The sequence below is a fragment of the Oceanimonas sp. GK1 genome (genome assembly GCF_000243075.1).
In the GTDB taxonomy this organism is placed as follows: Bacteria; Pseudomonadota; Gammaproteobacteria; order Enterobacterales; family Aeromonadaceae; genus Oceanimonas.
Map to the genome: position 1 here is coordinate 2,976,903 of NC_016745.1, position 12,749 is coordinate 2,989,651.

At 60.5% G+C, this 12,749-nt stretch carries 12 protein-coding genes; 6 read left to right on the forward strand and 6 right to left on the reverse strand.

Annotated features, from left to right (window positions below; genetic code table 11):
- Window positions 1–21 precede the first annotated feature (21 nt).
- Window positions 22–780, forward strand: coding sequence for an SDR family oxidoreductase (locus GU3_RS14085; protein WP_014293197.1), 759 nt, complete (start codon window positions 22–24; stop codon window positions 778–780).
- Window positions 781–827: 47 nt separating this feature from the next.
- On the forward strand, window positions 828–1,637 hold the full coding sequence (gene xthA, locus GU3_RS14090) for an exodeoxyribonuclease III (protein WP_014293198.1): 810 nt from the start codon (window positions 828–830) through the stop codon (window positions 1,635–1,637).
- 79 nt (window positions 1,638–1,716) lie between these two features.
- On the opposite strand, the gene GU3_RS14095 is transcribed toward xthA, so the two are convergent.
- The 4 genes from GU3_RS14095 to GU3_RS14110 form a co-directional block, all read right to left on the reverse strand.
- On the reverse strand, window positions 1,717–2,409 hold the full coding sequence (locus tag GU3_RS14095; protein WP_014293199.1) for an ABC transporter permease: 693 nt from the start codon (window positions 2,407–2,409) through the stop codon (window positions 1,717–1,719).
- A 3-nt stretch (window positions 2,410–2,412) separates the two neighbouring features.
- Window positions 2,413–3,153 carry an ABC transporter permease gene (locus GU3_RS14100; RefSeq protein WP_014293200.1) on the reverse strand — a complete coding sequence of 247 codons (741 nt, stop codon included), beginning with the start codon at window positions 3,151–3,153 and terminating at the stop codon, window positions 2,413–2,415.
- Between the two features lie 197 nt (window positions 3,154–3,350).
- Window positions 3,351–4,127 carry an ABC transporter substrate-binding protein gene (locus GU3_RS14105; RefSeq protein WP_014293201.1) on the reverse strand — a complete coding sequence of 259 codons (777 nt, stop codon included), beginning with the start codon at window positions 4,125–4,127 and terminating at the stop codon, window positions 3,351–3,353.
- A 32-nt stretch (window positions 4,128–4,159) separates the two neighbouring features.
- On the reverse strand, window positions 4,160–4,927 hold the full coding sequence (locus GU3_RS14110) for an ABC transporter ATP-binding protein (protein ID WP_014293202.1): 768 nt from the start codon (window positions 4,925–4,927) through the stop codon (window positions 4,160–4,162).
- A 412-nt stretch (window positions 4,928–5,339) separates the two neighbouring features.
- On the opposite strand from GU3_RS14110, the gene GU3_RS14115 reads away from it, so the two are divergent.
- From GU3_RS14115 to ycaO, 3 genes are all read left to right on the forward strand, one after another.
- The gene (locus GU3_RS14115) at window positions 5,340–6,251 is read left to right on the forward strand and encodes a lysine exporter LysO family protein (RefSeq protein WP_014293203.1); all 912 of its coding nucleotides are present in this window, start codon (window positions 5,340–5,342) and stop codon (window positions 6,249–6,251) included.
- Window positions 6,252–6,384: 133 nt separating this feature from the next.
- Complete coding sequence (gene asd, locus GU3_RS14120; RefSeq protein ID WP_014293204.1) at window positions 6,385–7,488, forward strand: aspartate-semialdehyde dehydrogenase; 1,104 nt, start codon at window positions 6,385–6,387, stop codon at window positions 7,486–7,488.
- A gap of 451 nt (window positions 7,489–7,939) precedes the next feature.
- Window positions 7,940–9,694 (forward strand): 30S ribosomal protein S12 methylthiotransferase accessory factor YcaO, encoded by a 1,755-nt coding sequence (gene ycaO, locus GU3_RS14125; protein ID WP_014293205.1) that lies wholly within the window; start codon window positions 7,940–7,942, stop codon window positions 9,692–9,694.
- Between the two features lie 264 nt (window positions 9,695–9,958).
- Here ycaO and GU3_RS14130 read toward each other — a convergent pair whose 3' ends face one another.
- Both GU3_RS14130 and GU3_RS14135 read right to left on the reverse strand, forming a co-directional pair.
- Window positions 9,959–10,687 carry a DsbA family protein gene (locus GU3_RS14130; protein WP_014293206.1) on the reverse strand — a complete coding sequence of 243 codons (729 nt, stop codon included), beginning with the start codon at window positions 10,685–10,687 and terminating at the stop codon, window positions 9,959–9,961.
- Between the two features lie 143 nt (window positions 10,688–10,830).
- Window positions 10,831–11,460: an energy-coupling factor ABC transporter permease gene (locus GU3_RS14135; protein ID WP_014293207.1), complete on the reverse strand. Its 630-nt coding sequence runs from the start codon at window positions 11,458–11,460 to the stop codon at window positions 10,831–10,833.
- 259 nt (window positions 11,461–11,719) lie between these two features.
- Here GU3_RS14135 and GU3_RS14140 point away from each other — a divergent pair, with 259 nt between their 5' ends.
- Window positions 11,720–12,667, forward strand: coding sequence for a TAXI family TRAP transporter solute-binding subunit (locus tag GU3_RS14140; protein ID WP_014293208.1), 948 nt, complete (start codon window positions 11,720–11,722; stop codon window positions 12,665–12,667).
- Window positions 12,668–12,749: the final 82 nt, after the last annotated feature.

Genomic DNA, 12,749 nt, shown 5'->3' on the forward strand with positions numbered 1-12,749 from the left:
GGCGGTACGCAGGGAGGCGGCATGAACAGCGGCAATATCGTGATTACCGGGGCGGCCCGGGGTTTGGGGTTGGGCATGACCCGTTACTTTCTGGGGCACGATTACCAGGTGCTGGGGGTGGACATCGACAAGGACGCCCTCGCCCGACTGGATCAGGCTCAGGTGCCCGGGCTGCAACTGGTGCACCTGGACGTAACCGAAGAGACCTCGGTGCAGAACCTGGCCCGGCTGGTGGAAAGCCGCTTTGGCCGGCTGTGCGGCATTATCAACAACGCCGCCATCAGCCAGCCCTGGCATGAACCCATCGACAAACTCTCCCTCAGCCACTGGCAACGGGTGCTGGCGGTCAACCTTACCGGCCCCATGCTGATCTGCAAGCATTTGTCGCCGCTGCTCGAGCAGGGCGGCGCCATCGTCAACATCGGCTCCACCCGGGCTCACCAGTCGGAAGCCGACTGCGAAGCCTATGCCGCCTCCAAGGGCGGTCTGGTGGCACTGACCCATGCCCTGGCCATCAGCCTGGGGCCAAGGGTGCGGGTGAATGCCATCAGCCCGGGCTGGATCGACGCCTCGGCCCTGCAGCCGGGGCAGACTCCGGCTCCGGGACCGGCGGATCACGCCCAGCACCCGGCGGGCCGCGTGGGGCAAGCCAACGACGTTGCCGCCCTGGTGCGTTTTCTGCTGTCGGCGGAGAGCGGCTTTATCACCGGACAGGAGTTTATTGTGGACGGCGGCATGAGCAAACGCATGATCTACCATGATGAGCCGGCTGCCGACTGAGGCGCTTTCTGCTAGCATGGGGCCAAATTTTTCAACTCCATCGCTTCATGAAAGTCATTTCCTTCAATATCAACGGCCTGCGTGCCCGCCTGCACCAGTTGCAGGCCCTTATCGACAAGCACAATCCCGACATTATCGGCCTGCAGGAAACCAAGGTGCACGACGAGGCCTTTCCCCTCGACGCCGTCCAGGCCATGGGCTACCACGTTTACTTTCACGGCCAGAAAGGCCATTACGGCGTGGCCCTGCTGAGCCGGGAGCCGGCTCAGGCCATTGTGAAAGGCTTTCCCACCGATGCCGACGACGCCCAGCGGCGCATGATCATCGGCCGTTTTATCCGCCCCGACGGCAGCCCCCTGACCGTGCTCAACGGCTACTTCCCCCAGGGGGAAAACCGCAAGCATGAAACCAAGTTTCCGGCCAAGGAACGCTTTTATCAGGATCTGCAGCACTACCTGAACGAATATCACCGTCCCGACGAGGCGCTGGTGGTGATCGGCGACATGAATATTTCCCACACCGATTTGGACATCGGCATCGGCGAGCCCAACCGCAAGCGCTGGCTGCGGGAAGGAAAATGTTCCTTTCTGCCGGAAGAGCGGGAGTGGATGGAGCGCCTGCTGGGCTGGGGCCTGCACGACACCTGGCGCCGGCAAAACCCGGACAACGCCGAGACCTACTCCTGGTTCGACTATCGCAGCAAAGGCTTTAACGACAACCGCGGCCTGCGCATCGACCTGATCCTGGCGACCCAGCCTTTGCTTGAGCAGCTGGCCGACACCGGCATCGACTATGAGCTGCGCGGCATCGAAAAACCCTCGGATCACGCCCCCATCTGGGCCAGCTTCAAGGATTAAGCTCGTCTGGTTGCACGCGGAGTGCGAAGCAGCAGCAGGTTGGGACTCGTCCCAACCTGCTATTCCCCAGTCCCCGCAGTTACACCTTGCGCGGCCGCAAATGGCGGAACCAGCGGTTCTCCAGCCGGCGAAAACCCCATACCAGCAGAAAGGTCAGGCACATGTACAGCAGCCCTGCCGCCAGAAACGCCTCGAACGGCGAATAGTAACGGGAATTGACGATACGCGCCGCCCCGGTGAGATCCACTATGGTGATCACCCCCGCCACGGCCGAGCCGTGCAGCATGAAGATCACTTCGTTGCTGTAGGCCGGCAATGCCCGGCGAAAGGAATTGGGCAGGATCACCCGGCGCAGGGTGGTGAGCCGGCTCATGCCAAAGGCGTAGGCGGCTTCTATCTCTCCTTTGGGCATGGCATTGATGGCGCCCCGGATGATCTCGGCGGTATAAGCCCCGGTGTTGAGGGTGAAGGCCAGCACGGCGCAGAACCAGGCCTGGCTGAACCACACCCAGGCGGCGGAGTCCTTCAGCCACTGCCACTGGCCGGCACCGTAATAGATAAGAAACAACTGCACCAGCAGCGGCGTGCCGCGAAAGAAGTAAATATAGGCCCAGGCCGGCCCTTTCAGCAGCCAGTTGGCACTGTTGCGCATAATACCCATTGGGATGGCGATCAGCAGACCCAGCAGCAATGCCAGGGCCACCAGCCAGACGGTGGTGTACAGCCCCTGCCAGTACACCGGCCACTCATTGAGAATGATGTCAAAGTTCATGGCTTACCTCCCCGGAATGGCGTAGTGGCGCTCGGCCCAGCGCAGCATGGAGGTAGACAGGGTGGTGAACAGCAAAAAGATCAGCGCCACCGCCATGTAAAAGGTAAAGGGCAGTTGGGTCGCCCCCGCCGCCAGTGACGCCTTGCGTACCATATCGTCCAGGCCGATGATCGACACCAGCGCCGTGGTCTTGAGCAGCACCAGCCAGTTATTGCCCAGCCCCGGCAGGGCGTGGCGCATCATTTGCGGAAACAGCACCCGGCGAAACACCAGTAACGGGCTCATGCCATAGGCCCGGGCCGCTTCCAGCTCGCCCTTGTCCACCGCCAGAATGGCGCCGCGAAAGGTTTCCGCCATGTAGGCGCCAAAGATAAACCCGATGGTCACAATGCCGGCGATAAAGGGGCTGATCTCGAGGTAGTCCGGCACATAGCTGGTCCACTCGTGGTTGGGATCGCCGCCCCCCAGCCAGTTGTTGAGGGTTTCATTCAGGGAATAGAGGGAGTTGTTGAGCAACACCTGACCGCCAAAAAAGATCAGCATCATCAACACCAGATCGGGAATGCCCCGAATGACGGTGGTGTACAGGGTGGCCAGCCAGCGGGCCGGACGCACCGAAGACAGCTTGGCCAGCGCCCCCAGCAACCCCAGGGTAACCGCCAGCAGCAATGACAGCAGTGCCACCTGCAAGGTCACCCAGGCCCCCTCAAGCAGGGCGCCTTCATAGCCTTTTAAATCGAACATCACGACTTCCTGTTATGCCGGCTATCCATTCTCGACTCAGTGCATCAGCGAAAATCAGATTCGAACGCAGACTCGGCGTAACCCCCTCCCTGGGGGCTCCGCTGCGCCCTCCCTGGCGCAGAGGGTCTGCTTATCGAAACCTGATTTTCGCCCCGTTAATGCTGCAATACCAAGAAGCAGGGCCGGCTACCGCTGAATTACTCGCCGTAAACGTCGTAATCAAAGTACTTGTTGTTCACTTCCTGATACTTACCGTTGGCACGCAGATCCAGAATGGCCTGATTCAGCTTTTCTTTCAGATCCTGGTCCTGCTTGCGCACGGCAATACCAAAACCTTCGCCGAACCATTGTTCATCGGTCACCGAGGGGCCCACAAATTCAAAGGCATCGCCCCCTTCCTTGTTCAGCAACCCTTCTTCAATGGCGGTGGCGTCGAGGAAGACGTAATCCACCCGACCGGCCTTGAGATCCAGGTAGGCGTCATCGGCGTTGCCGTAGCGCACCAGGGAGACATCGCCACCAAAGTTGTCGGTCAGGTACTTGTCGTGGGTGGTGGCAATCTGCACGCCCACTTTCTTGCCGGCCAGACCTTTCTTGGACAGTTCAAATTCAGTGCCCTTGCGGGCCACGAACTTGTTGGGGACCAGGGCGTATTTGCCGGTAAAGTCCACGGTGCGCTTGCGCTCTTCGGTAATCGACATCGCGGCGATAATGGCGTCGTACTTGCGCGCCAGCAGGGCCGGAATGATACCGTCCCAGTCCTGAGCCACCAGCTGGCATTGCACCTGCATCTGCTCGCACAGGGCATTAGCCATGTCCACGTCAAAGCCCTGCAGCTCGCCGTTTTCATCGGTCCAGGAAAACGGCGGATAAGCGCCTTCTATACCAAAACGTACGGTTTTCCATTCCTTTGCCTGCACGGCGCCTGCCGCCAGGGCCGCCATGATGGCGCCCGCAACCCACAGTTTTTTCATGGCCTTGCTCCTTGTGTTAATCAATATTGGCTTTAGTAAACCGAAGAAATAAATTGCCGGAACCGCTCGGAAGAAGGATGGGCAAACACTTCCCTGGGATCCCCCTGCTCTTCCACCAGCCCCTGGTGCAGAAACATCAGCTTGCTCGACACATCCCGGGCAAAACTCATCTCGTGGGTTACCACCAGCATGGTGCGCCCCTCTTCCGCCAGGGCGCGCATCACGCCCAGCACCTCGCCCACCAGCTCGGGGTCGAGTGCCGAGGTGGGCTCGTCAAACAGCATGACTTCCGGCTCCACCGCCAGCGCCCGGGCAATGGCGGCGCGCTGCTGCTGGCCGCCGGACAGGTGCCCCGGATAGTACTCCCGCCGTTCATACAACCCCACCCGCTGGAGCAGGGCTTCCCCCTTTTCAATGGCTTCCTTTCTGGGCACGCCCAGCACGTGCACCGGCACTTCAATGATGTTCTGCAAAATGGTCATGTGGGACCAGAGGTTGAAGCTCTGAAACACCATCGCCAGCCGGGAGCGAATACGCTCCACCTGGCGCATGCTGACCGGCTCTCGCTCGCCGGCCCGGTTGGTGCGCATTTCAATCAGTTCACCGTGCAGCCGCACTTCGCCTGCTGACGGGGTTTCCAGCAGGTTGATGCAGCGCAGAAAGGTGGATTTGCCAGAGCCGGAAGAGCCGATAATGGAAATCACGTCTCCCTTTTCGGCGGTAAGATCGATGCCTTTGAGTACTTCCAGCGAGCCATAATGCTTGTGCAGGCCCGTGACTTCGAGGGCGGGTTTGCTCATCCGTTAGACCTTCTGTTGCCGGGCCAGTCGATTGACCCGGTTCTTAACCCCAAGCGTTAACAAGCCGTTAACCTTTACCACAAAATTTACCACTTGCCTTGCTCAATAACAACACAATCGGCCACAAAGGACGAATTTCGTCGGTTTTTTATACTAAATTTACCGCTGTCACAGTATAAAGTTATGCATAAAACAAGAATAAAATATCACTCACCGTGCTTTCCCGCCTCCCGGGCGATAAGGCACTCAGGACGCCCGGCTGCCCTTTCCTGATATTTACTGGCAAATCAAACCGTTACTGGCCAACGCCAAGGCCGGCGGCTTTTTTTTAACGAATGGCTCACGTATGCTGTCGGCATTAACATTAACGGTCAAAAATTGCGCCTGAACCCTCAACTGGAAAATTATTCTCATGTACTCCGGCATGCTCATCGTATTACTGCCTCTGGCCCTTGGCTATTGCATACCCTGTCGCTCCCAGTCGCTGGTGCATTTTATCAATGTGGCGGTGGCACGCATGGTGTACCTGATCCTGTTTCTGATGGGGATCAGTCTGGCCTTTGTCGATAATCTTAGTACTCATCTGGGCACAATTTTCACCCTGTGTGGCGTTTTTCTGGCCTGCATCACGGTGTGCAACCTGGCCGGGCTCTGGCTGCTGGACCGGGGCCGGGGCCGGGTACAGGGCGAACGCGGTGCCCCTGCCATCAGTAAATGGGCGCTGCTGCTCGACTCGGTCAAGCTCTGCCTGGTGATCCTCGGCGGCCTGGGGCTGGGCCAGTGGCTGGATCCCGAGTGGTTCGCGGTAGACACCCTGAGCGAATGGGCACTGATGCTGTTGCTGCTGCTCATCGGCATTCAGCTGCGCAACTCGGGCATGAAGCTGCGCCAGATTTTGCTCAACCGCTGGGGCCTGGCCATTGCCCTGATGGTGGTGGTCAGCTCCTGGCTGGGCGGCCTGGCGGGCGCCTGGCTGCTTGATATGCCCCTGAGTCAGGGGCTGGCCTTTGCCTCGGGCAACGGCTGGTATTCGCTGTCGGGCATTCTGATCGGCGACCAGCTCGGTCCGGTGATGGGCAGTGCCGCCTTTCTCAATGATCTGGCCCGGGAGCTGATCGCCATTCTGATCATTCCGGCGCTGATGCGCCGCCATCCAAGCTGTGCCATCGGCTATGGCGGCGCCACCGCCATGGACTTTACCCTGCCGGTGCTGCAGCGCTCCGGCGGCGTCACCATAGTGCCCGTGGCCATTGTGTCCGGTTTTGTGCTGAGCCTGGCGGGCCCGGTGCTGATCCTGGGATTTTTGTCGCTGAGCGTGGGCTGATACGGGGTTTATGAGGCGATAAATCGTACAAAAAAGCACCACTCCTTTATGCTTTCCCCTTGCACCTTTGGCTGCAATCAGTATTGTGGTGGGCAGGTTTTTTGATTCTCTTTCAAAGCAAGGACACTGAATGATGAAAAAAGTAGGTCTGGTCGGCTGGCGCGGTATGGTCGGCTCCGTTCTGATGAGCCGCATGGTGGAAGAAGGTGATTTCGCCCGTATCGATCCGGTTTTCTTCACCACTTCCCAGGCCGGTCAGCCTGCCCCCGATTTCGGTAAAGACGCCGGCACCCTGCAGGATGCCTACGACATCGAGGCCCTCAAGGCCCTCGACGTGGTACTTACCTGCCAGGGCGGCGACTACACCAAGGACGTGTATCCCAAACTGCGCGCCGCCGGCTGGAACGGCTACTGGATCGACGCCGCCTCCGCCCTGCGTATGGACGACGACGCCCTGATCGTGCTGGATCCGGTGAACGGCAAGCAAATTCAGGACGCGCTGGCCAACGGCGCCAAAACCTTTGTGGGCGGCAACTGCACCGTGAGCCTGATGCTGATGGCCCTGGGCGGCCTGTTTGAGCAGGATCTGGTGGAGTGGGTATCCGTGGCCACCTACCAGGCCGCGTCCGGTGGCGGCGCCCGCCACATGCGCGAGCTGGTTACCCAGATGGGCATACTGCGCGACGAAGTGGCCGCCGAGCTGGCCGACCCGGGCTCCGCCATTCTGGAGCTGGAGCGCAAGGTTACCGAGAAAACCCGCAGCGGCGCCCTGCCGGTAGACAACTTCGGCGTCCCCCTGGCCGGCAGCCTGATCCCCTGGATCGACACTCAGCTGGACAACGGCCAGAGCCGGGAAGAATGGAAAGGCCAGGCCGAAACCAACAAGATACTGCAGACCGGCGCCGCCATTCCGGTGGATGGCCTGTGCGTGCGTATCGGTGCCCTGCGCTGCCACAGCCAGGCCTTTACCATCAAGCTGAAGAAAGACATCTCTATTCCCGAGATTGAAAAGCTGCTGGCCAGCCATAACGACTGGGTCAAGGTGATCCCCAACGACCGCCAGCAGTCCATGGAAGAGCTGACCCCGGCCGCCGTGACCGGCACCCTGTCCGTGCCGGTGGGCCGCCTGCGCAAGCTGAACATGGGTCCCGAGTACCTGTCCGCCTTTACCGTGGGCGACCAGCTGCTGTGGGGCGCCGCCGAGCCCCTGCGCCGCATGCTGCACCTGCTGCCGTAAGCAGCTCCCACTGTTGCTGAAAACGCCCGCCCCGTGCGGGCGTTTTTGTTGATGGCAATTCACCCCAGAGCGAAGCAGCAGCGCGGTTGCGCTTCGCCGACACGCTTCAAGCACCTCCCTGTGTCGCTCGGCAAATGTCATCCTTGACATTTGACGGTCGGCTACGGCAATCCCCACTGCCGCTTCGTGAGGCTGCTGTGTTGGCTGCTAAATACTGACAGGCAGCTTCGTGCCCAACCAAGGAGGGCAAAGGGTGTCTGCTTCGCCGTGCCCTCTGCGCCAGGGATGGCGCAGTGGAGCCTACATGGAGGTATTCACGGCGTGCCGGAGAAGCAATGCGCTTTGCCCGACGAATGCACGGCTTCGGCCTGCCACTTGGTTTCCCCTTGTTCAAATTATCGCCTCGGGTTAGGATCAGCGCCCTTTTTTGCCGATCGTGCCCGAGGTACTCATGAAAACCTTTATTCCCAGCAAGGACGCCGCGCTGGAAGACTCCATCAGCCGCTTTCAGGACAAACTGCAGGCCCTGGGCTTCAACATTGAAGAAGCGTCCTGGCTGAACCCGGTACCTCACGTCTGGTCGGTGCACATTCGCGACAAAGACTGCCCGCTGTGCTTTACCAACGGCAAGGGCGCCACCAAGAAGGCGGCGCTGGCCTCGGCCCTGGGTGAATACTTCGAGCGTCTGGCCACCAACTACTTTTTTGCCGACTTCTACCTGGGCCGCGACATCGCCGAGGGCGACTTCGTGCACTACCCCAACGAGCAGTGGTTCCCCATTCCGGCCGACAATCAGCTACCCGCCGGCCTGCTCGACGACTACACGCGGGGCTTTTACGATCCCGACGGTGAACTGACCGCCGACATGCTGGTCGATCTGCAATCGGGCAACGAAGAGCGCGGCATCTGCGCCCTGCCCTTTGAACGCCAGGGCGACAACCAGACCGTCTACATTCCCATGAACATCGTCGGCAACCTCTATGTGTCCAACGGCATGAGCGCCGGCAACACCAAGACCGAGGCCCGCACTCAGGGCCTGTCGGAGGTGTTTGAGCGTTCCATCAAGAACCGCATCATTGCTGAGCGCATCAGCCTGCCGGCCATTCCCGACGAGGTGATGGCCCGCTACCCGCACATTCAGGAGTCCATCGCCGCATTGGAGGCGGAAGGCTTCCCGATTTTCGCCTATGATGCCTCTCTCGGCGGCCGCTTCCCGGTGATCTGCGTGGTACTGTTCAACCCCGCCAACAGCACCTGTTTCGCTTCCTTCGGTGCCCACCCGCGCTTTGCGGTGGCGCTGGAGCGCACCGTGACCGAGCTGCTGCAGGGCCGCAGCCTGAAGGATCTGGACGTGTTCGTACCGCCCTCCTTCGAAGACGACGAAGTGGCCGATCACCACAACCTGGAAACCCACTTTATCGACTCGTCGGGCCTGATCAGCTGGGATCTGTTCCAGGAACAGGCCGATTATGAGTTTGCCGACTGGGACTTCAGCGGCAGCTCCGAGGAAGAGTTCAACCACCTGATGGCCATCTTCAACCAGCTGGAGCAGCCGGTGTACATCGCCGACTACGAGCACCTGGGTGTGTATGCCTGCCGTATTCTGGTGCCCGGCATGTCCGACATCTACCCGGTGGAAGATCTGGAACTGGCCAACAACAACATGGGCGCCGGTCTGCGCGCCACCCTGCTGAGCCTGCCCGGCAGCGATGCCGACGGCGAACAGCTGATGGGCCTCTATGACCGGCTGGAAGAGGAAGGTCTGGACGACTTTACCCGCGTGCGCGAGCTGATTGGCATCGCCCCCAACAAGGGCACCGCCTGGCACACCCTGCGGGTGGGCGAGCTCAAATGCATGCTGGCCCTGGCCGCCGGCGAGCTGGAAACCGCCCTCGACTACGCCGACTGGACCCTGAGCTTCAACGCTTCTGTGTTCACCGAAGCACGCGCCCGCTACTACCGCTGCCTGAAGGCCTCGCTGGAGCTGCACCTGTCCGACGACCGCGAGCCGGAGCAGTATCGTGCCGCCTTTGGCCGCATGTTCGGCGAGGACGTGGTGGCCGAGGCCTGGGCCCAGATTGACGGCAGCGCCCGTTTCCACGGCCTGACCGCCGCCGACGAAAGCCTGCAGGACTTCGCCGCCCATCAGGCGCTGCTGGCCACCTACGAAAAGCTGCAACAGGCCAAGCGCGCCGCCAGCTGGTGATGTGCAAACAGGTTTCGGCATGGTTCAACCCGTCATCCTGACGAAAGTCAGGATCCAGCCGCAGGAAGATACCGGGTCAAGCCCGGTATGACGAACCTTTAAACGCGGTGCAATGTTTACCCGTTGGGTTTGGATCACGTCTTTAAGGCGATTGATATAAGTCGGAACCTGCAACAAAAAGACCCAGGCCTTGGCCCGGGTCTTTTACTATGAAAGATGGGAAAACCGGAACGATTCCAGTTCCTGGTCCCCATTCCCTATTGCTTACGATTTCTGCTTTTTCAAAATATCCTTCAGCCCGGCTTCGTCGATGGCGCCGGGCACCAAGGTGCCGTCGGGGAACACCAGTGCCGGGGTGCCGTTCAGCCCCAGGGCGCGGAACAGGGTGAGGTTCTGGTTCAGCTTGTCGGCGATCTCGTCGCTGTCGGCCCTGGCCTGCAGCTCCTTGGCGTTCAGGCCGGCCTTGCCGGCGATGGTGGCCAGGGCCGCCGCCTGCACCCGCTTCTGGCTCATCAGTGCCTGGTGCAGTTCTTCATATTGTTTGGGCGCTTCCTGGGCCGCCGCCAGCGCCAGCCGCGCCGCCTTGACCGAATCCGGGCCCAGAATGCCGATGTCCTTGACGATGACTTTCAGCTCCGGCTCGCTCTTCAGCACCTCCAGCAGGGTCTGGTTCAGCCGGTGGCAATAGGGGCAGTTGTAATCGGTGAAATACACCATCTCCACCTTGCCATTGGGATTCCCCATAATGCCGTCGGTCTTGTTGGCAAACAGCTGGGCCGACTGCTCCTTGAGCTGTTTGGCGAACTCGGCCTGCTGGGCCAGACGATCGTTTTCTTCCAGCTTGACGATGGCATCCCGCAGCATTTCAGGCTCGGCCAGCAGGGCTTCCCGCACCCGCTGCTGAAACTCTTCCCGGCTCAGGTCGGCCTGGGCCATGGCCGGCAGGCCGAGGGCCATCAGGGGAACCAGCATTTTCAGTACACCATGTTTCATATTGTTCTCGCTTGTAAGCAATGAGTGGACACAGCCTACCAGAGCCGGCCGGCCACCAGAAGCCGGGTTACTTGTTGATCAGGTAATCCCTGTCATAAAAAATACACACCCACCGGAAACGGCAGGCCACCAGAGGCCCCCCGTTATTTGTTGATCAGGTAATCCCTGTCATAAAAGGTGCACACCCACTGGGGCCGGAACACCACCAGCAGAGTAATGGCCATGCCGTTGAGCAGGGCTTCGGGAAACAACAGCAGCGGCAGTATGCTGAGATAGTCGTTCTGCACCATGGGCCAGCCGTATTGTCCCGACCATACCATGTAGCCGGCCATGGCCAGACTTTTGGCGGCCATGGTCAGGGCGGCGTTGAAAAAACCGGCCACGAAGATATACACAAACAGGTGCCGGTACAGGTAACTGTAGGTCAACAGGAACACAAAATAGCTGACCGCAATGGGCAGCATCACTCCCAGCACCAGGTTAACGCCGAATTCGGACCAGGGCTCAACACCAAAGGCGGTCACCAGCGCCAGCGCCAGCAGGGCCATCAGCTGACTCAAGCGCCAGCCCAGCATCAGCGCCAGGGTGGTCAGCCCCAAAAAGTGCACCTCTAGGCCGTCGCGAATGCCCGCCTGCAGCATCCACAAGGGCACCAGCGCAATGGCCGCGCCAAAACACAGGTGCTGGCGCCTTTTGTCCGCCAGCAGGGCGCGCCAGTCCACTTGCCAGGCGATAAGCACCATTGCTACCGCCCCCAACAGCCACATCATCATTGCCCGTTCCCGTTTATTCGCTTGTTGCCAGATTATCACAGCAGCAAACGGGGGCCGAATACCACCGATACCGGCAGAGGCGATTCTGAATCACCGGAACATATCCCCACCCACATTCTGAAAACCCGGAAAAAGACCAACATCACCGCCGCATGACCCATTAATAATCAAACACTTACAAAATAAAACAGTCATGCAACCTTTGGCATCAAACCTGCAACACTGACAGCGCAAACCCATAACCAAGGACTGTGAATCAATGAAGATAATCAAACACTGCCTGCTCGGTGCCTCCCTGGCCCTGTCCGCCACCACCACCCAGGCCGCCGAGTTCATCAACGTGCTCACTGGCGGCACCAGCGGCGTCTACTACCCGCTCGGCGTGGCCATCTCCCAGCTTTACGGCGAACACATTCCCGACGCCAAGGTACAGGTGCAGGCCACCCGGGCCTCGGTGGAAAACCTGACCCTGCTCGACCGGGGACGGGGCGAGGTAGGTTTCGCCCTGGCCGACAGCGTGGCCGACGCCTGGAACGGCGAAGCGGAAGCCGGCTTCAAGACGCCGCTGAAAAAGCTGCGGGCGGTGGGGGCCACCTACTCCAACTACATTCAGATCGTGGCCCGGGCCGACAGCGGCATTACCAGCCTGGAGGATCTGAAAGGCAAGCGCATCTCGGTCGGCGCTCCCCGCTCCGGTACCGAGCTCAACGCCCGCGCCATCTTCAAGGCCGCCGGCCTCGGCTACGACGACTTCTCCCGTACCGAATACCTGCCCTTTGGCGAGTCGGTGGAGCTGATGAAAAACCGCCAGCTGGACGCCACCCTGCAGTCCGCCGGCCTCGGCATGGCCGCGTTCCGCGATCTCGCCTCCCACGCTCCGGTGGTGTTCATCCCCATTCCCGAAACGCTGGTGGCCAGCATCGGCAACGACGCCTACCGCCCCGGGGTGATCCCCGCCGGCACCTACACCGGCCAGGACGAGGACGTGCCCACCGTGGCCATCAGCAACCTGCTGATCACCCATAACAAAGTCTCGGACGATACCGCCTATCAGATGGCAAAGCAGGTTTATGAAAACCTGCCGGCCCTGCGCAATGCCCACAACGCCGCCCATGGCATTGATCCGGAGCTGGCGGTGGATGGTCTGCCCCTGCCGCTGCATTCAGGGGCCGAGCGTTACTTCAGGGAAAAAGGCTTGATGGAGTAACCCGACAACGCCGTCTTCGCGGCGGCGTTCCCCTCGACCCCTATGACGATAACAACAGCCTGGCCGTCCGGCGGACGGCACA

What these genes read in the sequence shown, in the direction of transcription:
- GU3_RS14085 (WP_014293197.1), top strand. Translation starts at nt 22, where the DNA reads ATGAACAGCGGCAATATCGTGATTACCGGGGCGGCCCGGGGTTTGGGG.
- xthA (WP_014293198.1), top strand. Translation starts at nt 828, where the DNA reads ATGAAAGTCATTTCCTTCAATATCAACGGCCTGCGTGCCCGCCTGCAC.
- GU3_RS14095 (WP_014293199.1), bottom strand. Translation starts at nt 2,409, where the DNA reads ATGAACTTTGACATCATTCTCAATGAGTGGCCGGTGTACTGGCAGGGG.
- GU3_RS14100 (WP_014293200.1), bottom strand. Translation starts at nt 3,153, where the DNA reads ATGTTCGATTTAAAAGGCTATGAAGGCGCCCTGCTTGAGGGGGCCTGG.
- GU3_RS14105 (WP_014293201.1), bottom strand. Translation starts at nt 4,127, where the DNA reads ATGAAAAAACTGTGGGTTGCGGGCGCCATCATGGCGGCCCTGGCGGCA.
- GU3_RS14110 (WP_014293202.1), bottom strand. Translation starts at nt 4,927, where the DNA reads ATGAGCAAACCCGCCCTCGAAGTCACGGGCCTGCACAAGCATTATGGC.
- GU3_RS14115 (WP_014293203.1), top strand. Translation starts at nt 5,340, where the DNA reads ATGTACTCCGGCATGCTCATCGTATTACTGCCTCTGGCCCTTGGCTAT.
- asd (WP_014293204.1), top strand. Translation starts at nt 6,385, where the DNA reads ATGAAAAAAGTAGGTCTGGTCGGCTGGCGCGGTATGGTCGGCTCCGTT.
- ycaO (WP_014293205.1), top strand. Translation starts at nt 7,940, where the DNA reads ATGAAAACCTTTATTCCCAGCAAGGACGCCGCGCTGGAAGACTCCATC.
- GU3_RS14130 (WP_014293206.1), bottom strand. Translation starts at nt 10,687, where the DNA reads ATGAAACATGGTGTACTGAAAATGCTGGTTCCCCTGATGGCCCTCGGC.
- GU3_RS14135 (WP_014293207.1), bottom strand. Translation starts at nt 11,460, where the DNA reads ATGATGATGTGGCTGTTGGGGGCGGTAGCAATGGTGCTTATCGCCTGG.
- GU3_RS14140 (WP_014293208.1), top strand. Translation starts at nt 11,720, where the DNA reads ATGAAGATAATCAAACACTGCCTGCTCGGTGCCTCCCTGGCCCTGTCC.